Here is a 23,838-nt window from a genome sequence, read left to right on the forward strand (position 1 = left end):
ATCAAAACCGATAAATTAAAACTCAAACTAAAAGAAGCAAAGAAATTATCTAATACAACTAATAAATAATATATTACATATAGTAAAATGCAAATTAAACGCTCTAGAATCAACTCAAATTGTCTCAAGGTAAGATTATGAGGGGTACAGTATTTGCTATTAAACTAGGTACGTTTTGATGGCACAAAATTAATTGTGGATAAACGCTGTATCCCTTGTGGGAGTAGGGTTTGGGGTATGTTTAAAATTGTAGTTTCAAAAGTGCTTAAAATGGTGACTAAAGGTAAGGATTTACACTGTAATTACAAATAGTAAATAACATAAAAGAAAGAGGTAAAAATACATATGAGAACAATATATTTTAATGGCAAACTAGAACTTGAGGATAACCAAGATAAAATGAATTACATAATCACTGATTTGGTTGATCACACGCAGAAATCTATCACTGATATCTTAGATACAATTTACAATTCAAACAACACTATAAGTAAACTAGTAAGAGTTTCAGGTAGAATTTATAATAATCAACACCTACTCACAGGTATGGGTTCGCTATTTATGGCTAAGGATAAATTTGGTGTAATGAGTTATCATATTGGATCTATGCCTCTGGAACTCCAATTGTCGCAACTAACTTCGCAATCATTAGAATTGGTAATCGAAGACTATACAGATTCGGTTTCGGAGGTAGAGGCATATGTTTCATAATAATACGGAATCCTTTATTTCTGAAGAGTGTCATATGTGCCAAGTTGAATTAACTCAAACAAAAGATATTTTTATTACCTTAGATTCAGACCAATACATATGTTCAGATTGTGCTAAGTATCACAACATAGCATCAGTACCATGTAAGGAGGAGCTATAAATGTTTGCAGGTATTGGTTTTAGTTCACTTATAGAATCAATTGTATTTGGAGCTTTATCATTTTTTGTATTTGGCGTGGTAGTTACGTTAAAATTTAAAGGAGGAAAGTAATTATGAGTAAATATAAAGAAGAATGTGATGGAACTTGTGATTCTTGTGAGGATACAATTTGCTATAATGACAATTGCAAAGAATGGGATGTAGAAGATCATTTTGGCAAAACAAAATCAGAATGGGATGAAGAAATAGAATTTAGAAATAACCTAGACCCAGATGATCCTGCTGATGCATGGTTCTTTGAAGATTAGAAAAATAAAGGAGATTGATTACTATTAGTCTGAACAAACAAATTCATATTTATAGTGTAGATACTAGTAGCTTTTATAATAGCAATGAAATGGTCATACATAATCGTTTGAATAAGAATTATATGTTCAGAAATAAATTACAAAAGAAAATAGACAAGGGAAAAATAAGTGAAATAAATAGAGAAATGTTAGTAAAATTCCTCCATAATACCAATAAAAGACTTAAAATCTATAAGAAAATGCTATATAAAGAGTTTAATTTACATAGTGGAATTAGAAGTCTTAGAGAAGAGTCTTTAAACAAACGTAATATAATATCCGTATTTGATTCAGTTCTAACAAGGACAATTAACATTGAAGAAAATACATTGTCTACAGATATTATAATTGTTCAGACATATTTCTTTGATGTGATAGAAGATATTATTCTTGATAACTTTATGTCTGGTGATGAAAAATATGTTTGCTTAACTGCTAGTGCTGGTCAGATCAGGACAAAGAAAACAGTTTTTATTAAGGAAAGTATTTTACTAAAACATAAAAATACATTAATGTGTGGTTTAACTATTGAGAATATCAATTTATTGGGTGGGGTAAATATAAATAAGTACCTCGCATATCTGGCATTAGCAAATTCTGCAACTGATACTTGGGACGGATTCAATATTATGAAGTCTATAGTCGTAGAGGATATGGAAACTGAAGTTGAAGGTATTGTGGATTTTATAGATGATGAAACATACGATATCGTTAGACAACAAATGAAGATTCCTATTTCTCACACTGATGGTTGTGGCATGATGCTACCAAATTTAAGTGATAAGAGTATGATGGTGAGATTGCCTTGGATCAAAGGATTACTAGTTCCATTTGCATTTGATAAATTTATTATAGAAGCAAATAATAATGCTGATGGAAAGATATATGGAAATGTAGTTGATATTTATGGTAAGCATCATGATATCTTAAAAGAAGGAATACAGGTAATCTTCACTCGTAGTCAATTCAAGATGTATAAATATTTCCAGAATAATTCTGACACAAATAAGTCTGGGTGGGAAGCGTATCAAGATAATTACATAAAATATAAATGCCAAGCTGGAAAATGCAATGAAGAGGAAGAAGATTTTAGTGACGCAAAGATAAACTATCAAATGCTTCAGACGTTAACTGATATGGATAATAAAGAATTAGAAACTATTGCAAAAACAACAAAACATAATATTTTGAACATAGGTAGAGATAGAAAAACAATGCTTAAAGTATTAGGAGTAAAAAAATCTAATAAAAATAAGAATAATATTCAACAAGCACTAGAAATTTATCCTGAGTTATTGAATGATACATATAGTAAGGAAATATTGAAGCAAGTAAAGAAAAGTATGGTTAAGGAGGGCAGATCAGCTAAGTTAGACATAAATGGTGTGTACACTTTTATCATCCCTGATATCTACGCATTCTGTGAGTATTTGATTCTTGGAGATACAGACCCTAAAGGATTGCTCAATGATGGAGATGTATATTGCAACCTATATCCTAATTCTCCTAAGCTGGATTGCCTACGTAGCCCCCATCTTTATCGTGAGCATGCAATCAGAAACAATGTAATTGATGAAGAAAAGAAAAAATGGTTTATTACCAATGGCGTATATACAAGTTGTCACGATTTGATATCTAAGATCCTACAATTTGATGTGGACGGAGATAAATCGTTAGTAGTTGCTTGCCCTGCGTTAATTTCTATTGCTGAACGTAATATGGAGGGAATAGTTCCCTTATACTATAACATGAGAAAAGCTCCTGCTGAAATTATCACTAATAATAGTATCTATAATGGACTAAAGACTGCATATACAGGAGGGAACATAGGAACGGTAAGTAATAACATTACAAAGATATGGAATAGTGGAAATGTAAACCTTGAAGTAGTTAAATTACTTTGTATGGAAAATAATTTTACAATTGATTATGCTAAGACATTGTATAAACCAGTAAGACCAAAATATAAGAAGAATATGATTACTGATTATACAAAGTTAAAAACTCCACACTTTTTTATCTACGCTAAGGATAAAGAAAAGGATAAAGTTGAGGAAGTTAATAATAGTATAGTAAATAGATTGGAGAAAATAATACCTAATACTAAGATAAGTTTTGTTGCAGCGAATTTAGGAAATTTTGATTATAAGATGATGTTAAAGAACAAAAGAATAAAGCTAGATGAAGATGTTATTAAAAAGTATAAAGAGATGGACTTGAAGAAGCATTTCATGATGAACTCTACATATGAAGATGATGAACAAAGCAACGTAACTTATCTTTATCAAGAAATTGTAAAAAGCATATTAGAAGTTAATGAAGACATATATTATGTAACTGACGTATTGGTTAAATATCTATATGAATTTAAAAAGTCAAATTTTAAAACTACATTATGGGAATGCTTTGGAAATATTATTGTTGAGAATCTAAAGGGAAATGTGGATACTAATAAAACATATTGTGAAGCTTGCGGAGACTTAATAGACCAGACGAATAACAAACTTAAATACTGTAAAATATGTGCGAGAGCTACAAAATTAGAGAATGACAGAGCCATACAACGACTTAGATATAATAAATCTCGCAAATAGAAAAATGCTACACCCTTACTCTCCCAACGGTTTGAGATTTAACCAAATATCCATAATTGATGTAACCGTTGGTATGACTGCATTACAGCAATTCGTCATAATAGTCTCTAAGGGAAACATAGCCTAATATACAAAATAAAGAGATATGTATGACCCTTATGAAGAAGGGTATGATTGTAAAATTGTACCCTTAGTAATTTATTAAATTGTGCGGTCGATCACAATTTAACTATATAAATAAAAGTAACAAAAATAAACTCCAAAGGAGATTACATAAACTTGCAAAAGATATCAAAACTTCAGATGGACTTTCTCATAGACAATAAGATTCTCAAACTCACTTCACAGGGTAACTATGGTGATCAATTGGTAGTTGTTAATAAACAAGGTTCTGGGAAAGAAAAAACTAGATTTGTAAATGATAATGTATTTAATCAATTACTTAGAATTGAGTCTCGAACTAAAGTTAACCCAGAAACAGTTAAACATAATCAAAAATATTTGCTTAGTGTCTTGTAATAATGTAGACAAAATAAATAATAAGGGAATGATATATTTGTTCAAAGAACGTTTTCCAGACACAAACGTTTTAATGGAAGACCCTGATTCCATCTTTTTGAATTATGATAAAGTCTACATTTGTGGGTATGTGCTTCAAGAATTAGATAAACATAAAGAGAGTCATGTAGATGATAAGAAATTTAAAGCTCGTCGTGCTGGCAGAGCAATTGAGAAATATGCGGATAAAATTCAATACATAATTAATGAATGTAATTTTGACCTACCTTCATATTTTGATATTGGTTCAATGGACAATAAGATTATCTCTGTGCTGAATCAACTTTATGATAGTAATAATGAAGTACGCGCAATTAGCAATGATCTGCTGTTTAGAGAAAAATGCAATCTGCTCATGATTCCTTGTGACAAATTAGAAGAGAAATCATCTGAGGATGATAATTACAAAGGATATAGAGAAGTAACATTTAGTGATTCTGAATTAGCATCATTTTATGAAAATAAAAAACTTAATAATATAGGATTATTGACAAACGAATACGTTTTTATTAAAAATGAAGATGGAGAAATTGTTGATAAACAAAGATGGAATGGAAATGAGTTCTTCAAGGTAGTTTTTGAAAGTAAAAAGAGCAAACTTGATTTTACTTATACAGATAAAATTAAACCAAGGAACGACCAACAGGAGTTAGCTTTTGACTTGTTCCAAAACAGGTTAATAACTATAAAAGCTATTTTTGGAAAGGCTGGGTCAGGCAAGGATCTAATTATGGCTACTCATGCACTTTCTATGATAAGACAAGGTGTATTTGATAAGTTAGTTTTTGTAAGAAATAATATTGAGGTTTTAGGAAGTAAACCATTAGGATTTTTACCTGGGAGTGCTGATGACAAATTAATTTCATTTGCTATGCCTTTGGCAGACCATGTTGGAGGAGTAGAAGGATTAACTAAGTTAATTGATGATGGAGTAATTGTATTACAGCATCTAGGATTTATTCGTGGGCGTGATTTAAAACGCTCAATTATCTACTGCACAGAAGCAGAAAATATGAGTAAGGAACATATCCAATTGCTTATTGGTCGTTTAGCAGAAGGTAGTGTCTTGTGGTTAAATGGAGACTTCAAGCAAATTGATGATAAGTTATTTGAAAGAAACAATGGATTAAAACAAGTCATCAATAAACTAAAAGGTCAAGAATTATTTGGATGTGTAGAATTAAATATTACAGAACGCTCAAAGTCGGCTGAATTAGCTGATCTATTGGATTAAAAATAAACAGAATAAAAGGAGTTAATATAAAATGAATCGCCAAGAATTAATTAATGCTATTGCAGAGAAAACAGGTTTCTCTAAAAAGGACACAGAAATTTCACTAAAAGCGACATTAGAAGTTATCGAAGATGCTGTAACAGAAGGTTTGAAGGTACAAATTGTTGGTTTTGGTAGTTTCGAGAAAAAAGCAACCAAAGGAACATCTGGAACAATTCAATTTGGTGATCGTAAGGGAGAAACTTGGACTACTGAGGATTCCTTTAAGGTTGCGTACTCTTGCGGAAAAGCATTTTCTGACAAAGTTAAAGCATAAGAGAGGTATATGTGGAACAATCCCACATTACACCATTACCATATAGAAACATGAATACTAAATTGTATTTGTGTAACAAGTAAAATAAAATAATAAGGTGGAATATAATAATATGGTACAAATTATTAATTCTTTTTGTGAATCATGTGTAAAAGCTAGTGTCTGTGAATGGTCTCAAAAATTGTATAAACTCGAAGGCACAGAAAAGAAACCAGGAATTTTAGATATTAAGATAAATGGTTGTGAACAGTATCTATCGGCAGAAGAAGCTGAATAAGACTTTTTGGGGAGATAAATCTATAATTTAAATTATTCTCTCTCCTTCTTATATTTGGGAAGTGCAATAAAGTCCATTAAACGCTCTGGTGTTTTAGTGTGGGGATTGCACGTGCTGTCGTTGGTTGGGTTATGTCAGCTTATTAATACTAAATATACTATACTAAATAGGTTTGCTAGTGATATCTTAGATAAAAACTAGCACCGAACAAAAACTTTGCAACATGAGTTTTTCTTAGGGGGAGTATTAATACTTACTTAATGTTTTTAGATTGTTGCACTATATTGCGTGATAGCTCAGTTGGTAGAGCGTCTGACTGTTAATCAGAATGTCGCAAGTTCGAACCTTGCTCTCGCAGCCAAATGCCGAAATAGTTTAATGATAAAACTTCTGTTTTGTAATCAGAGATTCACAGTTTGATTCTGTGTTTCGGCTCCAAATAATTATTATATTCTCTTACAAGGAGGATTAAACTAATGGAAAAACTAAATATTGAAGATACAACATGCCCCTGTTGCGGTAAGCATAGGTATTTCCTAAAATTTTATTGTGAAAAAACTATTCTGTATTGTCAAGATTGTTCCTTTTGGAATGAGATTTAATTAAGATAAATCATATGGTCGATTATGATATTAATAATGAAAATAAATTGTGATGAGGTTGAGAATGTCTAAAAACGAATTATATACTATAGGCGTAGACTTCAAAAATAATAGAAATAAATATAAGACTCTACTTAATACTAATAAACCTTCTTGGTCAGACTTGAACAATTTTTATGAACTACCGTTTCCAACTGGAGAAGCATATAGACAATTTATTAAAAAACGCCAAGGTAAAGATGGTACTCTCAAAAAACAAGAAGTAATCAGAGATATTATTGTAGAAAAGAAATTAGATCAAGTTAGAGAAATTGTCGGAGAACTTGATATTAAGAAACAACAAATTAGAGACCAAAACAGACAACTTAATGCTCTAAAAAAAGACTTCATTAAGTCTGTTAGTGTTGCGGAAGATATTAAAGATTATCTATCAGAAAATTGTACGATTATTATTCCTGAATATTGTCATGAAACATTAAATGTAAATAATAGCAAATATAAAATGATAGTCCATATGACAGACTGGCATATCGGGTATGTGATTGATAATTGTAAGGGTAATTACTATAATTGGGAAATTGCTAATAAAAGAGTAGATAAACTTATTTCTGAATGCTATAAATACATAGAATTGTATGGAATTAGTAATATTTCTGTTGTCAACACAGGAGATATAATAGAACATACTTACATGAGAGCAAATCAAAGTCAATTCTGTGAGTTTACACAATCAGAGCAAATAAATAAAGCTATTAAACTAATTTATAGATTTCTGTGTGCGTTAAGCAAATATACAAAAGTTGAATATGATAGCATTTACGGAAATCACGACAGAATAAATGGAGATAAGAAAGTTAATCTTGATGGAGATAATGCAGAAGTTATTATTAGAGAACAACTTAAAACTTATGTAGAAATAACCGATAATAAACGTGTAACAGTCATTGATAGATCACATACAGATAAAGAAATAGTTAAAAGTATTAATGGACTTAAATGTAAATTCATTCATGGTGAGGACTCTACTAAAGATGGTAAGAGGGCTATGAGAAATGAGATTTCTGTAGATAACCAATTCTATGATGTTCTGTTTAAGGGCCATTTACATAACTTTAATATTGAGTCTGAGAATAACGGAAGATATGTTATTTATACAGGTTGTTTGAGTGGATATAATGACTACTCAGTTAAGTTTGGAGCTACAACTTTTGCATCTCAAACCATTTGTATTGTTGATGATAATGGGAAAATTGAATTGATTAAGGATGTAATTTTACAATAAAATTTAAACTGAAAGGTAATATAGATATGGAAATTATGATCCAACCAGATAGAGTAATAGAAGAAATGAAAATAAATTCTGCAATCAGAGACAGACGTATTTTTATTTGTGAGGAGATTGATAGAGAGTCTATCTTTAAGGTAATTTATTATCTAGATCGACTTCAAGCTATTGATAAAAAATCAGGAACTAAAAAACCTATTGAGATTGTTTTGGATACATACGGTGGAGATGCATATTCAACAATTGCCCTCTGCTCTAAAATCAGAAGTATGGTTGTAAATGATGGATACAGGATTATTACTACTGTTCATACGATAGCTTTTTCAGGTGGGTTCTGGATATTAATAAGTGGAAGTGAACGTAGAGCTTTGCCTGATTCAAGAATTATGGTTCATAGTGCTATATCTGGAACTTCTGGAAAACATCAAGATATGATTGATGACATGGAAGAAACAGCAACTATATGGAATAAACTTAAAACAATTATAACTGATACTACAAATATTTCAGATGAAAGATTAGAAGAAATCAAGAAAATGAAGTATGACTGGTATTTTTGGGGTTCTGATGCAGTTACAGATGAGTTCAATATTGTGGATAAAATTTTGTAGGAAATAGGAGAATTAATATGTCGCTAGAAGAAAAGGAAACAAAAACAAAAGATGCTATTCTACCTGTAGAATTAAATAAACCAGATTCAGATATAATTATGTTCTTTGAACCTATGGAGTTAAGTGTACCTAAGCAACTTGATAAAGAAGAGTTTATTAGGGGTATTAAAGAAGCAAGTTGTGCATGTGGTATGTATACTGCTCTGATAAATTGTGGTTGGAGTATGGAAGATAGTGTTGCATATATATTCAATAAAATGAACATAGAGAACAATATTAAGATAAGTGAGATATCTGCAAATGGTTCAATTGAAGTTTCTAAACATGTTTCTAATGCAAAGGATAATTCCGAACTTTAGGTTTAATAACATTAATAACATTAAAATAATAAATAAAGGTGGATAAATATAAATATGCGTGTATTTAAAAATGAATCACTATGGGATAAAGAAACTCAGGATTGGGTTGAATATTTCTTTGTAGATAGCTTAATGGTATCATCTGATGAGTTTTATGAACAAGTTGCATGTGAAGAACTTGCCACTGAAGAAGAACCTTTAGTTATCCAATGTGATTGTGATGATTGCGTAGAACAACGTAGACTAGAGCAGGAAGAACAAGAATGTAGTACATGCGAATATGACTGCACTCAATGTGAAGGTTGTGGAGACCCTGAAGATGAGCTAGAAGATTGTTTTTGTCCTGAATGTAATGAGACTCGTGAAGATGAATTGATTAGTGAATGTTTGGATGTTGTTTTTAATTCTGACGGTTGTGTCGATTGCACAATTAATAAAGTTATTGAGACATTGTATAAGTTTAAGGAATTAGGAAAACTGGAAGTTAAGGCAGAAATGCAGGACTTTTTGGAAGATTAATTTGTAGGTGTTTAAAATTCTCCATCTTGTTTGATGGAGAATTTCGTTATGTCTATAAACATGAATTAAAGGAGAATGAAAATATGGTAGTTAGGAGAGTAAAAAATACAGAACCAAGACCTAAAAAAGAGTGTGATAATTGCCACAGGGAATTAATATTTTCCGCGTTCTATAATACAAATTCCGTCTTGTCCGTGGATGGTAAATTAAACATATGCAAGATATGCGTAAAATCCATGCTTGATTATAATACGATAGAAACTGTATATAAGATCCTTCAGCTATTAGACATTCCATTCATTTACTCATATTGGAGAAGTGCAAAAGAAAATAACCCAGATGATCCTTGGAGTAGATATATTACAATGGCGAACTCTAAAATTAATGAATTTAAAAAAGGAACATGGAAAGATAGTAAATTCGAGCCAGATAGTATTAATCCTGTAAAGATAAACATGGGTCAATATATAAATACAACAACTGCCTTTGAGGTTACAGAAGAAATTATTATTCGTTGGGGCATTCATCCTAGAGAAGACTATGCAAAACTAGAAGATTTTTATAGTGGCATGGAGTTATCTAATAATATTGAGACTGCACAAGATAAGGTTTATCTAAAAAAGTTAGCTATAATTTCATTGAAAATGGATAAAGAGCTTGAAGAGAGTCATTATGATGAAGCTACAAAACTAGGTAATTTATTTTCCAAATATATGGCTGATTCTAAGTTTAGAGCAATGGATAAGACAGATGCAGATAAAACAGGAGGAATTCGTAATTTTTCCACCATTTATGCAGAAGTTGAAAAGGATGGGTTTATACCACCTTGGGAGCATTACAGAAAAATTAGGGGTCTTACTCAAGATATTGTTGATAAGACAATTATGCATATTGAAAACTTCACTTTGAAATTAAATAAAGTAGAGTCAATGGTATCACCTCCTCTTGACTCTCCAAAGATAGAAATGGATGAGATTGATAACATTAATCAAATTATTATTAATGACATTGAGGTTGATGACAGTTCTGATATTGTTAATGGAGATGATGCGTAGTGGCATCGTCAAGTAATTTTAGTAAAAGAAACAGAGGAACAAAAGATAGCGATACATTCGCTAATCCACAAAGTATTGAATCTAATAATATTAATAATTTGCAAATTAAAGGGTTTGAAGCTTCTAAGGAAAAATGGAGAGAATTATGTAGTTATTTTAGGTTTTTCCCTGATAAATTCCTTGACTTCATTTCTTCGCCTGATTCTAAAATACAATTGTATTATTATCAAAGAGTATATCTAAGAATAATGATGAGATATCGAAAAGTTTTTCTTACTGCCACTAGGGGTACTTCTAAGAGTTATCTTCAAAATTTAGCTTTTATTTTAAAATGTATTATGTACCCCAAAACAAAACTTTTCACATGTGCAGTCGGTAAAGAACAAGCTGCTAAAATTACTGCTGATAATATTAATGATATTTTAGAGCATTATCCTTTGCTAAGAAATGAAATAAAGATTTTTACAGAAAATAAAGATTATACTAAATTGGTTTTCCACAATGGTTCTAAATATGACGTTGTTCAAATGCGTGATTCTAGTCGTGGAGGTCGTAGATACGGAGGAGCAATTGAGGAAATTTCCGATAAGAAATTTGATGGGAATATACTTAATGCTGTAGTTGTGCCCTTAATGGCTAATGATCGTATAGCATCATGTGGTGGCGTTGACCCAAGTGAAGTTCATAAATGTGAGCTATATATCACTACAGCAGGGACGCAACAACAATTTGCATACGAGAAGATGGCTGAAGTATATCAAGACATGCTTAATGGTAAATCTGCATTTTGCATTGGTAACTCTTACGAGTTGCCTTGTATGTATGGACAATTAGATATTGATTTTATTGAAGAACTTAGAGAATCACCTACATTTTCAATTCTTGACTTCATGAGAGAATACCAAAGTATCTGGACAGGTTCTAGCACAGACTCTCTTGTTTCTGACGATAAATTACGGAAGTGTAGAACAGTAGGTGTTGCTGAGTGGGAACACTGTGGTGATAACAATGTCATTTACTGTTTAGCATATGACGTTAGTAGAAATGAAGGAGACGAAAACGCTCTTTCTTGTTTAGTTATTATAAAGTTAACTCCTAGAAGCGATGGAAATTTTGTTAAGGAAGTCGTAAATCTATTTTCTATGGAGGGACAACATGATACTTGGCAAGCAAAATTCTTAAAACAGAAAGTAAAAGAATTTAAAGCTAGAATCCTAATAGTTGATGCAAACGGAATTGGTTCTGGGGTAGTAGATCAATTAGTGTTAAATTTAGATGATGGTAATCCCCCCTATAATGTTGTAAATGATGAAAAAGCACAATGGAAAAAATACGAGTCAGAGAATGGTATCCCTATGGTCTTTGCATTAAAAGCACAGAATAAAGATACAAAAAATAGTGACATGATAAATAACTTTATGCAAGTCTTTAATAAAATGGATATCGGTTTACTGAAAAGTCCATATGAAGGTATAAAGGATATGGAAAAGAAAATTAAACATAAAATCAGAGATAGCGATGAATTAGCTAATTATCAAATTCCATATATATTAAGTGATAATTTAAGTGAAGAAATTATGAATTTAGTATATAAGCAAAACGGTAATGATACTAAAATTGAACGTGTGTCAAGAAAAATCCAGAAGGATAAGTTCTCTGCATTGCTTTATGGAATGTTTTGGATTCATTTACAGGAAAAGAAAAACAAGCAAAGAAAGAAAAAACATACTAATTTATCATCACTTATGAAATTCCGTAAACCAACATTACGTTCATAATCTCAGAAAGGAGGTAATCTTTTGACCGTAAAACAACCTACTCCACCAACTGTCCCAAATCTAGACTTCTCAAAATTAGCAAAATTAATATTACAGGACTTAAATAACTCAAGTGCTAAAAAAACTCAATCATTCTTTACTAAATATACTAGAGAAGATGTAATTAAGTATTTGGAGAAACCTGAGCTATATTCTAAAAACTTGAGAAGAATGAGTAATTTTCTATATGTAGTCTCACCTCAGTATAGACGTTTGATAAATTACTTTGCAACTATTCATTTAATGCAATATACTGTTGAACCTTATTATATTAATTATGAAAAGTTAAATAATAAAATGTTCTTAAAAACATATAATGACCTTTGTTTAACAGTAGAAAATATGAATTTACAACATGAGTTAATTAAAGCAAGAGTGGGTGCTTGGAGAGAAGATATTTTCTTTGGATATGCTCATTCAACTAAAGACTCATTCTTTCTTCAAAAACTTCCAAATGATTATTGCGAGATAACTAGTATAGTAGATGGTTGCTATACGTATAGTTTTGACTTTTTATATTTTAATGGTAAAAACAAAGCTATATTTGCACAATTTCCTAGTGAATTCGAAGAAATGTTTGCTATCTACAAAAAAGACCAAACACATAAAAGATGGCAAGAAGTTGACCCAGAAAAATGTTTTTGTTTAAAGATAAGTGAAGATATTGATTACCCTTTAGTGCCATTTTGTTCAGTTTTCGCTAGTCTTTACGACATTGAAGACTATAAGGCACTCCAAAAAACAAGAACTGCATTAGGTGCTTATTCCTTGCTTGCTATGACACTACCTTTAGATCCGAAGTCTGATGCATCTAATCCATATCTGATTGATCCTGATGAAGTTACAAAATATTATAATTTCATTGCCAGTATTTTACCTCCTGAAATTGGATTGCTTTTATCTCCAACTGAATTAGCACCTATTAAATTTGATGAAGAGAAAACACAAACTAACAGAGTAGCTGATAGTAACGCTCAGTTCTGGACTGAATCTGGAGTAAGTCAATTGCTAATGTCTGCTGCTGATGGAACGGGTGCTAGTTTAGCAAAAAGCGTGATCACGGATGAAGCATTGAGTTGGTCGTTAGTTAAGCAGATAGAAAGAAATGTAAATAGGTTAGTTGATAGATATAATTCAGAAACCTATAAATTTAAAGTATCATATATAAATTCTACTATATTCAATTATAAAGAATTATTTGATAGTTTTATTACATCAGCTTCATATGGTCTTCCAACTAAAATGAAAGCTGCTGCTTGTTTAGGAATTTCCCCAAACTCATTTAATAATTTATTATTTTTAGAAAATACAATTCTAGACCTTCCAAATCTTATGATTCCAATGCAATCATCTGCAACTTTAAGTTCTGATGGAACTGGCGGTGCGCCTAAGAAAGCGGATGGGGTTAAAACTGCAAGTGGAGATAAAACTGTTGCTAATGGTTCAAATGATCCTGCTAATCGCGCATATACTATAGATTTAGATGAAGTCATTGAGTAACTTGGTGACTGTTTAAGGAGGTGAAAATACGTGGATGTTGTGGGTAGGAATATTCCAGTTGAATTTTCTGTAAGAAAAACATATGAAGTTGAAGATACGAGATTCATGGAAGTAACTATTAAGCTCATGCATACAGAAGAAAATTTTAATGGCTCATATTTTGCAAAAGATGTTGTGCAATCTGCTATTCCATCTTTAGCTAACACGCCAATTCTAGCTTACATAGAAGAGAATAAAGATGGTGAAATTGATTACTCAGACCATAGGCAGGTATTGGTTAAAGATGACGGTCAATATAAAATTAAATATATTGGTCAAGCAATTGGGGTAATTCCTGAAACTAATAATGCTAGATTTGAAAAACAAACCACTGAGAGTGGCATTGAACGTGAGTATCTTGTTGTAGATGGTCTTCTTTGGACAAAATGGGATGACCCTATTGATATTCTCCAAAGGGATACAAAACATCAGCAGTCTATGGAAGTTCATCAAAATTATCAAGGTCGTTTTGAAGATGATAATTTATTTCATTTTACATCTTTCCAATTCTTTGGTGCATGTGCATTATCTAATATAGATATTTTACCTGCTATGGAAGAAGCGTCTATTGAACTAAAATTCTCTTCTGAAGATTTTAAGAAGGAAATCCAAGAAAAGATGGAACAGTTCAAACAGTTTTCTAAGATTCAACCCTCTGCTAATCCAGAGGTTGATATAAATACCCCAGAAAATAACTTTGAAAAGGAGGAGAAATTGAAATTGGATGAAAAGTTAGAAGTCCTAACCAAATACAATCTTACACCAGAAAGTATTTCATTTAGTATTGAAGAACTTTCAATTGAAGAGATAGAAGTTAAAGCTAAAGAACAATTTGAACTATTAGCTTCTCAAAAGGAAGAAGAACTTGATAACGCTATAAGGTCAGAAATGTTTGTTGACAGATGGGGCGACAATTGTTCCAAATACTCACCAGTTGATCACACTGACTCAGAAGTGTTCGCTTATGACAGACAAGAAAATTATAATCTTTTTGGATTCGCTTATTCTGCAAGTGGCGATTCTGTTGTCGTTGATTTCACATCAAAGAAACGCAAGAAATTTGAAATAGTTGATTTTATTGAAGGTACTGTTGTAATCAGCATGTTCCCTCAAGAAGCAATTGACTATGCTATTAGCGACAAAGAAAAAGAATTGACTGCTCAGTTTACTACTGAAAAGGAAACAGCAGTTAATGAAGTACAAACTTTACTAGACACAATTACAACTGAATATGAATTAGTTAAACCTGAAATTGTAAGACTTCAAGAATTTGAAGTAGTTACTCTTTCTGAATTACGTGCAGATCAAGAGACAGAAATGTTCTCTCAATACGAAGAGAAGCTTACTGGTGTTGAAGAGTTTGAAGCATTAAAAACAAATTCTGCTAACTTCACACTTGAAAATCTTGAAAAAGAATTAGCACTTTTATTTGTCAAAAAGACTGCAAACTTCTCAGTAAACAAAGTTAAGAAAGCTACAGTTAAAATTAGCGTTTCCCATGAAGATGATGTTGACAATGAACCTTATGGTGGGTTGTTTACAAAATATCTTGATAAATAATATATAAATAAGAAATAAGGAGGAATTTTAAAATGGCAAACTCAATTTGTGATTTAGTTAAGGTAAAAAGTCGTAAAATTGGTCATATCTATAATGTTAAAAATGCAACAGTTCTTCAAAATGGTTTCGTAGGTATCGTAGGTAATATTGTTTCTGGTGAACAAGAGGTTTATGATCTGAATCAATTTGCAACTGCAACTATTCCTACAGCTACGGCAGTAATGGTCTACATGGATGAAATTCTTTATGATGAGTCCACATATACAAAGAAACAACTAGGACAATTTTCTATTGAAGCTAACACAATCTGCAAAGGTTATGAACTCAATGTTGGTGACGTTGTAGAAATTTCTTATGATGGTGTTACTTTGCTCGCTACTGATGCAGTAGTAGGAAACTTTTTAATCGCTGCAAATGCTTCTTATAAACTTGCAGAAATTGCTGCCTCTGGCACTGCTAAAACAGTTCTGAAAATTGAAGCTGTTGAAACAGTTGGACTTATGACATATGTAGGTTCTAATGGTCAAGTAGGAAATACATATAAGAAAATTCGTGCTCGTGTATTAAGCGTTTAATAATAAATAAATTAAAAGGAGGAAAGTAATTATTATGAGTAAAGATTTAATTAAAGTTATGGTTGATACTGCTCGTGGTTCGGTTGATAAGTTTTCTGTAAAAGATGGTAATAAAGTTGTTAAAGAAGCTCTTGTTGAAATTTGTGGTTCTGCTACACCTGACTATAGAACTTTCAGAAAACATAAGAATGAAATTTTTGAAATTGTAGAGGTAGCTCTTGATGAGGTTGTTACTTCTGGATGGGCTGACAATACATTTTTCAATCAATTTGTTGACTTCAAAGACATGAACCTTGGAGACAAAAATGAATTCGTAGTTGAGTCAGATTCTATTCTTACAGTATCCAAGATTGCACGAGGCAACTTGGACATTAAGACACAAAGAATGGACGTAGGTTCTGTATTCTCTGTACCAGTTAGTACTTATGGTTTGGCTGTTGGAGAATCGTTGCTTCGTATTATGGCTGGTCGCTTAGACTGGAGTAAATTAGTAGGTAAAGTGCAAGAAGGTTTTGACAATCAATTAAAAGATACCATTTATACTTCGATGAATGCTTCAATTGCATACCTTCCTTCAGTTTTCAAAATGACAGGTACTTTTGCTGCTGCAACTCTTCAAAGCATTTGTGATCATGTTCAAGCTGCCAATGGTAATGCACCTATCGTAATCGCTGGGACAAAAGTTGCATTGGGCAACCTTTATGGTACTGCTGATATTTCTTGGAGTGAAAACATGAAGAATGAAATGTATACAGGAGGTAAGCTTGGTTTCTGGAGAGGTCTTCCTCTTATGCCTATTACCCAAGTTCATAACTTGAATACTTTTGATTTCAAATTGGATGACACTCTTCTTTATATCCTTCCAATGAATGTTAAACCTATTAAAATCGTCAATGAAGGTGTCAGTGCTATCGTAGATGAGTCCAATGGAGAATCTACTCTTGATATGTCCGTTGCTTACAAAATGGTTAAGAACTTCGGTGTAAGCACCATTTTCAACAAATTATATGGAATTTATGATCTGTAATCTATAGTTAATATAATAATAGGGAAGTTAGTTCTTCCCTATTATCTGAATGAAAGGGAAGAATATAAATGGTAGTTAAAAAAGATATTACGGATAAACCAGTAACAAAAGTGGTTACAAAGAAAAAAGTAGCTACCAAGAAACCTGCAATTGAAAAAGTTGAATTGATTCCTGAAACTCAACCCGTACAAAGAAAGCCAAAAATACAAATAGATAGAAATGAATTAATTCCTTGCAGGAGTGCTACTTATGGTGGACTTACTTATATCTCTACTAGAACTGGTACTACAATAGTTTGGAATGATTTTGGAACAACAGAAGACGTTGAGTACGGTGAAATATTAACCATGAGGGCATCGCAACCTAAATTTCTTACAAAGCCTTGGATTATTATTGAGGATGAAGAAGTTGTTGCTTCAATTCGTGGTCTTGCAGAACTATACAGAACAATTTCTGAAGTTGGAGAAAACTTAGAAGATTTCTTTCAAAAAACTCCTAAGAAAATTGAGGAAATCTTAAGTAAAGCACCTAACGGAACAAGAGTATTGATTGCTGATAAGGCAAGAGAAATGATTGACAACGGTACTTTATATGATACTAGAATTATTAGTGTCATTGATAAAATAATGCACACTAGCTTAAAAGACTTTATTAAGTAGAAAGGAGTTGTGATACATGACTCCAACTCCATATAGTGATATTTATGATTTGTTTTCAGGCATGACTTCTGACTATGAGTTTTTAAGTTTGTCTTCTGACATTCAAAATGAAATTCTCGAAGGTTGGTTGTTAAGTTCAATTGGTGAATTTAGTAAATGTAAAATAGATTTATCAGACAGAGATAAAGTTTTAAAGCAATTTAATCTAGAATTAACTGATAAAGAAAAAGGTATTCTTGCAAAATTATTAGTTGTAGAATGGCTTAATCCAAAGCTCTATACGATTGAGAATTTGCGAAATAATTTATCGAGTAAAGATTTTAGTATGTTCTCCCCTGCAAATTTACTTAAAGAGATTAGACAAACACATACTTTAGCAACAGTAACAGCAAACAGAATGATTACTTCTTATTTACATTCTAATTTTGATCCCAAAAAGGATTTGGGATTATGATTGAAGTGAAATTTGGAATGCTTAATGAAAAAGCATTTGAGAATTACTTGAAGTTCCTTATTGGGCAATTATACAAAAGTCTTTGCTTAAAAGAAGATAATAGTGAAACTTTGCTCAGTTACCTTGAAAGTCTCAATAGAGAGTTGATTGGGAGTAAAGAATTAATTACAATCTTAAAAAATGATGCAAGATTTATTAGTTTGATGTGTAAAGTACAATATCTAATTTCTGATACAGAAGTAGATCATAAAGTTTTTAAGAAGGAAATATTCTCTTGTATAAATTTAGTTCAGAAACTTCAAAAGCAATATGGTTTATCATGAAAGGCTGGTGATAATATTTGAGCATTAGAGAAGCAAATTCTATTAGAGTTTTGAATGGTGGAAGTTCTCAAGGTGAAAGAGAAAAGAATGATTTTAGTGCAATGGTATTATCACAATTTACTGATGATAATCCTAGTTATTTTGAGATACAAAGGACTAGAGACAATATTGTTACTCCTGTAGGAGCTATAATTACTGATAATAGTTCTAGTGCTAGAGGAGAAAAAGTTGATGATGGGAAAGCTATTTTGTTGAGACCAACTGAAGTATTAGATATTGGAGATTTGTTCTTCTATTTAGGCAGGGATTATATTGTAACTAAAAGTGAACAATTTAATGATATTTACTATAAAGGGGTCATGCAGGAAAGTAACAACATCCTAAAATTTTATTCCCCACAATCAAATCTCATATCCATTCCTTGTATAATTGGCAAAGGCAATATAAGTCTAAGCATAGATAAATTTATCTCTCTTGCATCAGATGAATATATCATTTCATGTCCTAATACAGCAGACTCAAGCAATATTGATTTGAATACAAGATTTATATTGAGTGGGAGTGCTTATAGTGTGCTCGGTGTGGATGCAATTTCAAATGTTGGGTTGTTGGATGTAAGGATTAAGAAAGACTTGATTGTAGTTGATGATAATTTAGAATTGGGTATTGCTAATTATTATTCACATCAGATTGTCTATACTATGCAATTGATTAGTAATCCTATTGTAAACTTACTATTCACTAACGAAACTTCGGTTATCATTTTGAAATGTTTTGCAAATGGTATTGAAGAAATTTCTCCAATTCTATCTATCACTAATGATAATCTTAATGTATCTACCGTAGATAATAGTACACTAACTATTACTTGCGTTGGAACAGGAATATCTAATATTGGAGCTTCTTACCACAATGTCGTTACTAATATTATTGTTAATGGTAATATAGCTGTAGTTCCAAATAATGCATTGGCAATTAGTGGCTCTAGTAGTATTAAAGTTAGTCAGCAAAGTACATATAGTGCAATTGTAACTAATAATGGCATTTCCGATATGAGAAATATTATTTGGGGTTTATTTGCTGATGATGGAGTATCTTCAACAGCCTTAGCTTCAGTCATTTCTACATCTGGAACTTATGGTGAAACTATTATTGTGAAAGCCAATTCGAGTAGCATTTATGGATATGTTAGATTAAAGAGTCGTAATGATATTGATTCATGTTCTAATGAATTAAGAATCCAGATCAAATCACTTATGTAAGGGGTGAATAGAAATTTCAAGATTTAGTGAACTTGGTCAAAATAAGACAAATATATTAATGAAGTTAATTCAAAATGACAATATCGTAAAGTGCCTTGTAAACAATGAAGATAATTTTCTAGATGTACCTCTGCCAGTTGATTTTGATGTGTCTTCTTTAGTTTACTCACAAATTTATCCGTGGAGATTTGTGCCTACTGCACAAACAGAAGCGAATAGTTTTATTACAATGAAGTTTAGTTACAGACATGATGGAATGACATATAAAAATGGTAGTATTTACTTCTACATTATAACGCACAACTCATTGTTAAAGACTGATTATGGTTCAATTCGATATGATATGCTTCTTGGGTACATAGATGAAGTTTTTAATTCCTCAAGAGATTTAGGGTTGGGTAAATTACCATTCTATGAGATGGATGAATTTATTGTAAATGAAAATTACTCTGGGGTTTATATCTGCTATAAATCAACTGAATTTCAGTAGGTGAAATTATGGATAAATATAATTTATATCTAAAAGTGCAATACCCTATAAATTTCTACGATGTCTGTGTTATTCATCAACCAAGTTTTGAAGAAATATTAAAATATGGGATAGATGAATTTGAAAAACTCCTTCTTCCCTACTATATTACTCTTGATAATGTTTCAGTTGATTTAACAGACGAGCAAAAAGAAGATTTAACTAATTTTGATCTTTTATGTAGTTCACAAGAATTTATGGGTTATCTATTCATGTCTTTAGAATTTTTCTGCAAATCTGAAATGGATTCCGATGAAAAAGGAATAGCGTTTAAGGGGTTTAAAGGAAGATTACATAAAGATAACTTTGATGAATTTGCGGAAACGATATTAGAAATATGTAGCAGAGAACGTCAAAAGGCAGAAAGAAAGACTTTTGCTAATGATATTCAAAGGGATATTTGGGAGAAACTTCAGGCAGGTAGGGCTAGAAATGCCAAAAAGAATGAACTGAAATTGGAAGATGTACTTAATGTATGTGAATTTGGTGGTAGATATCATATACCTATTGAGGAAATAAAAAAATGGTCTTTATGGAGAATAATTAATTGCTATAAAACAATTATGGGGATTAGTAGCTATGAAGATAGTTTTAGTATTTATTTGATTTCAGGTGAAAAAGATTTAATCGAAGACAAACATTGGTCAGAGTTGATAAAACTCAATTACAAACCAAAAGAATAATGAGTTGTAAGACTCTTTATTATAAATTAAATATAAATCTATTATTGAAAGGGGATAATTAACAATGTTATATGGTATTAAAGACTGTGCAAATTTGCAAATCATTTCAACTCTAACAAACAAACCTGTAATGTATTGCAACTATGCTAAAACTTCCTCGATTGACTTTACTTCGGACTCTGTCTATGCGTTCAATAAAACAACTAAAGCAATTCGTTGGGATAAGGCTCGTGAAGGTACGTTTAAAACTGAAATGGAGATCTTTGAAACAAAGATGATCGCAATGCTTTTTGGTACAACTATCACAAGCACAAGTATGTCAATCGCTAAGAGAGAAGTTCTTGCAGTTCAAGCTGGTGGTGGCGGTGCAAGTCTTTTAGTTGCTCCAAAAGCAGGTTCTTTGTCTGTATTTAAACTCAATAGCGATATGGTTTCTCAAGATATCGAGCAACTTGCAGGAACCCCTGCTACTACTCCAAATACATATAGTATTGCTACATTAGCATTGACGCTTAATGCTACAACTTTTTCTACTGCTGGGTATATTGTTGCTTACTATTTGGTAGATTCGACTGTTAGTAAATTTACAGTTGATAATGCATCATTTCCTTCAGGGTTCAAGATTTATGCAGATTCGGCGATTCGGGGGACAGATCAAGTTGATAAATTTGTTCAATATCAATTACTTAATGTAAAACCAAAATCAAATGTAAGCCTGACAATGGACGTAGACAACGTGGCTAAACTCTCAATCGAATGGGATATTCTTGCCGATAGTGCTGGTAATATGATGCACTATGTAGAGGTCTAATAGGGGGATTATTCAATGATAAGATTCGACAAGGTTAAATTATCTTATACTTGCTATGCTTTCCCTCCAAGTGGTATACATATGGATAAAGTTTATCATATTGTTAAGAAAGAAGATAAACTCTATTTTACTGATGGTGTTTTGGAGTTTGAAGGAGAAGAAGATTATATCAAGATGCTTTTCACTCCTAAGAATATTAAGTGGGAAGACGTAGAATTTGCAGACGAAGTAAAAATAGAAAAGAAAACAATAGATATAAAGATTAAGAAATAACTCATAAAGAGAGGACGACATTTGTTTGTCTTCTTCTCTTTTTTTATCCCTTTTTAGAATAACGACAAGGAGTGAATTAATATTCCAAATATACTTAATTTAATATCACCTATCCCAGTTTCAGTAAACCATTATTTAAAACCAAGACCTTTTATTGCTCATGGCAAACCTATGGTAACAATGTATGAAACTGCTGAAGCAAAAAAGTATAAGAAGAACTTTATCAAATACATAAATGAGCAAGTAAAAATTCAAGGATGGAATTTAAGACCTAATAAGACGCAACATTTTTATGTTGACTGTGTTTTTTATTTCGATAGGATAGATAAAGATGCAAATAACTACTTTAAATTACTCCTAGATTCCATTACAGATACACAATTAATTTGGATAGATGATAATACCACATGTGAAAGAGTAAATGGCATTTTTTATGATTCAAAAGACCCACATATTAATATTGCTATTTATCCTGTTGATTATGTGGGGATATTCCCTACTGTCACACAATTAGAAGAATTTGAATCTAATTGCATCAAATGTAAAAGATATAAAAATAATTGTAGTATCATTAATAAAGCTGTTGAAGGCAGGATTCAAGAAGAGATTATTGACATGGTTTGTAGTAAATTTAAAGCATACAAATAATAATAAGAATAAGGATGGCGTATAAATGGCAGAAGTATCAATTGCAGAAAAGCTTCCAACAGTTACAAACGAACAATGGAATAAACTAAATAAATTCAATCGTGATATTACAAAAGAGTTTTTATTAGAATCCACGAACCTCTCTCCTAAAACACTTCGACAATATTTATCAGCATTACATATATTCTTCTTTTGGGTTTATGAGCATTGTGAAGATAAATCATTATTAGAGATTAAAAGTAGAGACTTTCTAAAATATCAAAACTTCCTTGTTAGAAGAGGAATGTCTTCTTCTGGAGTTAGATTAAAACGTGCTGCAATTAGTTCTTTAAATGGATATATTATTACATTTTATGAAGATGAGCATCCCTTGTTCAAAAACTTCATAACTAAGAAAATTTCGGCTCCTGCCCTTAACGATTTACATGTAAAACAACCAATGAATGCAGAAGAATGGGAATTGCTTTTAAAAGACCTTGAAAACCGTGGGCAGTGGCAGAAATTAGCTTATTTAAAATTCACTTATTCAACAGCTTGTAGAAGAGCAGAATCCAGGCAACTACTCAAAGAAGTTGTTGACTATGCTCCTATTATTAAGGAAAAGAAAATCAAGAATGATGATGGTACAGAAGAAACAAAAACTATTACTTTCTATGCCACTCAAGAGACTCGCTGTAAGGGTAAAGGAGTTATTGGTGAGGTAAGAAAGTTAAAGTTTGATCAATCTGCTATGGACGCTATTAATAAATGGTTAGAAGTTCGTGGAGAAGATGATTGCCCCTATGTATTTGTAACTAAATCTCAGGGTGAATATCGTCAAGCAGGAGAAGGTTTGTTTAATGATTGGTGCAAGGATGACTTTAGTAAAGTTATTAATAGACGTGTCCATCCTCACCAACTGAGAGAAAAGCGAGCCACGGATCTTGTGTTGTATGAGAATAAGGATATTAAGGCTGCACAGGCATTGTTAGGACATAAGAGTTCAACAACTACTGAGATTTATATAATTAGGGATGGTTCAGAAGATGTTGAAGATGCTTTCATTTAATT

Annotated in this window: 28 protein-coding genes and 2 tRNA genes; all 30 read left to right on the forward strand. The window is 31.5% G+C overall.

Annotated features, from left to right (window positions below; all coding sequences use genetic code 11):
- The first annotated feature begins 345 nt into the window (after positions 1 to 345).
- Complete coding sequence (locus VIM70_RS01485) at positions 346 to 711, forward strand: hypothetical protein (protein WP_331943420.1); 366 nt, start codon at positions 346 to 348, stop codon at positions 709 to 711.
- Positions 701 to 871: a hypothetical protein gene (locus VIM70_RS01490; protein WP_331943422.1), complete on the forward strand. Its 171-nt coding sequence runs from the start codon at positions 701 to 703 to the stop codon at positions 869 to 871. Before VIM70_RS01485 ends, VIM70_RS01490 begins: the two co-directional genes overlap by 11 nt.
- Positions 872 to 984: 113 nt before the next feature.
- Complete coding sequence (locus tag VIM70_RS01495; RefSeq protein WP_331943424.1) at positions 985 to 1,179, forward strand: hypothetical protein; 195 nt, start codon at positions 985 to 987, stop codon at positions 1,177 to 1,179.
- A 122-nt stretch (positions 1,180 to 1,301) separates the two neighbouring features.
- Positions 1,302 to 3,812, forward strand: coding sequence for a hypothetical protein (locus VIM70_RS01500; RefSeq protein WP_331943426.1), 2,511 nt, complete (start codon positions 1,302 to 1,304; stop codon positions 3,810 to 3,812).
- 279 nt (positions 3,813 to 4,091) lie between these two features.
- On the forward strand, positions 4,092 to 4,331 hold the full coding sequence (locus tag VIM70_RS01505) for a hypothetical protein (RefSeq protein ID WP_331943428.1): 240 nt from the start codon (positions 4,092 to 4,094) through the stop codon (positions 4,329 to 4,331).
- Between the two features lie 37 nt (positions 4,332 to 4,368).
- Positions 4,369 to 5,604, forward strand: a complete 1,236-nt coding sequence (locus tag VIM70_RS01510; RefSeq protein WP_331943430.1) for a PhoH family protein — start codon at positions 4,369 to 4,371, stop codon at positions 5,602 to 5,604.
- Positions 5,605 to 5,635: 31 nt separating this feature from the next.
- A complete protein-coding gene (locus tag VIM70_RS01515; protein WP_331943432.1) occupies positions 5,636 to 5,920 on the forward strand; it encodes an HU family DNA-binding protein in 285 nt (94 codons plus the stop codon).
- A 112-nt stretch (positions 5,921 to 6,032) separates the two neighbouring features.
- The gene (locus tag VIM70_RS01520; protein ID WP_331943434.1) at positions 6,033 to 6,197 is read left to right on the forward strand and encodes a hypothetical protein; all 165 of its coding nucleotides are present in this window, start codon (positions 6,033 to 6,035) and stop codon (positions 6,195 to 6,197) included.
- A 285-nt stretch (positions 6,198 to 6,482) separates the two neighbouring features.
- Positions 6,483 to 6,558, forward strand: a tRNA-Asn gene (locus VIM70_RS01525).
- 3 nt (positions 6,559 to 6,561) lie between these two features.
- Positions 6,562 to 6,635, forward strand: a tRNA-Thr gene (locus tag VIM70_RS01530).
- A gap of 228 nt (positions 6,636 to 6,863) precedes the next feature.
- Complete coding sequence (locus VIM70_RS01535) at positions 6,864 to 8,081, forward strand: metallophosphoesterase family protein (RefSeq protein ID WP_331943436.1); 1,218 nt, start codon at positions 6,864 to 6,866, stop codon at positions 8,079 to 8,081.
- A gap of 26 nt (positions 8,082 to 8,107) precedes the next feature.
- On the forward strand, positions 8,108 to 8,695 hold the full coding sequence (locus VIM70_RS01540) for an ATP-dependent Clp protease proteolytic subunit (protein ID WP_331943438.1): 588 nt from the start codon (positions 8,108 to 8,110) through the stop codon (positions 8,693 to 8,695).
- Between the two features lie 17 nt (positions 8,696 to 8,712).
- Positions 8,713 to 9,054, forward strand: a complete 342-nt coding sequence (locus VIM70_RS01545) for a hypothetical protein (RefSeq protein ID WP_331943440.1) — start codon at positions 8,713 to 8,715, stop codon at positions 9,052 to 9,054.
- 54 nt (positions 9,055 to 9,108) lie between these two features.
- Positions 9,109 to 9,573 (forward strand): hypothetical protein, encoded by a 465-nt coding sequence (locus tag VIM70_RS01550; RefSeq protein ID WP_331943442.1) that lies wholly within the window; start codon positions 9,109 to 9,111, stop codon positions 9,571 to 9,573.
- A gap of 83 nt (positions 9,574 to 9,656) precedes the next feature.
- Entirely contained in the window at positions 9,657 to 10,628 is a 972-nt protein-coding gene (locus VIM70_RS01555) for a hypothetical protein (RefSeq protein ID WP_331943444.1), read from the forward strand.
- Positions 10,628 to 12,406, forward strand: coding sequence for a hypothetical protein (locus tag VIM70_RS01560; protein ID WP_331943446.1), 1,779 nt, complete (start codon positions 10,628 to 10,630; stop codon positions 12,404 to 12,406). Before VIM70_RS01555 ends, VIM70_RS01560 begins: the two co-directional genes overlap by 1 nt.
- A gap of 21 nt (positions 12,407 to 12,427) precedes the next feature.
- On the forward strand, positions 12,428 to 13,945 hold the full coding sequence (locus tag VIM70_RS01565; RefSeq protein WP_331943448.1) for a hypothetical protein: 1,518 nt from the start codon (positions 12,428 to 12,430) through the stop codon (positions 13,943 to 13,945).
- Positions 13,946 to 13,975: 30 nt separating this feature from the next.
- On the forward strand, positions 13,976 to 15,544 hold the full coding sequence (locus VIM70_RS01570) for a hypothetical protein (RefSeq protein ID WP_331943450.1): 1,569 nt from the start codon (positions 13,976 to 13,978) through the stop codon (positions 15,542 to 15,544).
- Between the two features lie 32 nt (positions 15,545 to 15,576).
- Entirely contained in the window at positions 15,577 to 16,119 is a 543-nt protein-coding gene (locus VIM70_RS01575) for a hypothetical protein (protein WP_331943452.1), read from the forward strand.
- A 34-nt stretch (positions 16,120 to 16,153) separates the two neighbouring features.
- The gene (locus tag VIM70_RS01580) at positions 16,154 to 17,146 is read left to right on the forward strand and encodes a hypothetical protein (RefSeq protein ID WP_331943454.1); all 993 of its coding nucleotides are present in this window, start codon (positions 16,154 to 16,156) and stop codon (positions 17,144 to 17,146) included.
- A gap of 68 nt (positions 17,147 to 17,214) precedes the next feature.
- The gene (locus VIM70_RS01585; RefSeq protein WP_331943456.1) at positions 17,215 to 17,805 is read left to right on the forward strand and encodes a hypothetical protein; all 591 of its coding nucleotides are present in this window, start codon (positions 17,215 to 17,217) and stop codon (positions 17,803 to 17,805) included.
- A 16-nt stretch (positions 17,806 to 17,821) separates the two neighbouring features.
- On the forward strand, positions 17,822 to 18,259 hold the full coding sequence (locus VIM70_RS01590; RefSeq protein ID WP_331943458.1) for a hypothetical protein: 438 nt from the start codon (positions 17,822 to 17,824) through the stop codon (positions 18,257 to 18,259).
- Positions 18,256 to 18,582 (forward strand): hypothetical protein, encoded by a 327-nt coding sequence (locus VIM70_RS01595; protein WP_331943460.1) that lies wholly within the window; start codon positions 18,256 to 18,258, stop codon positions 18,580 to 18,582. Before VIM70_RS01590 ends, VIM70_RS01595 begins: the two co-directional genes overlap by 4 nt.
- 17 nt (positions 18,583 to 18,599) lie before the next feature.
- Entirely contained in the window at positions 18,600 to 19,844 is a 1,245-nt protein-coding gene (locus VIM70_RS01600; protein WP_331943462.1) for a hypothetical protein, read from the forward strand.
- 58 nt (positions 19,845 to 19,902) lie between these two features.
- Complete coding sequence (locus VIM70_RS01605) at positions 19,903 to 20,334, forward strand: hypothetical protein (protein WP_331943464.1); 432 nt, start codon at positions 19,903 to 19,905, stop codon at positions 20,332 to 20,334.
- Positions 20,335 to 20,342: 8 nt separating this feature from the next.
- The gene (locus VIM70_RS01610) at positions 20,343 to 21,056 is read left to right on the forward strand and encodes a hypothetical protein (protein WP_331943466.1); all 714 of its coding nucleotides are present in this window, start codon (positions 20,343 to 20,345) and stop codon (positions 21,054 to 21,056) included.
- A gap of 64 nt (positions 21,057 to 21,120) precedes the next feature.
- On the forward strand, positions 21,121 to 21,867 hold the full coding sequence (locus VIM70_RS01615) for a hypothetical protein (RefSeq protein ID WP_331943468.1): 747 nt from the start codon (positions 21,121 to 21,123) through the stop codon (positions 21,865 to 21,867).
- 15 nt (positions 21,868 to 21,882) lie between these two features.
- Complete coding sequence (locus tag VIM70_RS01620) at positions 21,883 to 22,140, forward strand: hypothetical protein (RefSeq protein ID WP_331943470.1); 258 nt, start codon at positions 21,883 to 21,885, stop codon at positions 22,138 to 22,140.
- A gap of 111 nt (positions 22,141 to 22,251) precedes the next feature.
- Positions 22,252 to 22,788: a RusA family crossover junction endodeoxyribonuclease gene (locus tag VIM70_RS01625; RefSeq protein ID WP_331943480.1), complete on the forward strand. Its 537-nt coding sequence runs from the start codon at positions 22,252 to 22,254 to the stop codon at positions 22,786 to 22,788.
- A 25-nt stretch (positions 22,789 to 22,813) separates the two neighbouring features.
- Complete coding sequence (locus VIM70_RS01630) at positions 22,814 to 23,836, forward strand: tyrosine-type recombinase/integrase (protein ID WP_331943472.1); 1,023 nt, start codon at positions 22,814 to 22,816, stop codon at positions 23,834 to 23,836.
- The last annotated feature ends 2 nt before the right edge of the window (positions 23,837 to 23,838 follow it).

This window comes from Clostridium sp., from assembly GCF_036569345.1.
In the GTDB taxonomy this organism is placed as follows: Bacteria; Bacillota; Clostridia; order Clostridiales; family Clostridiaceae; genus Clostridium_AD.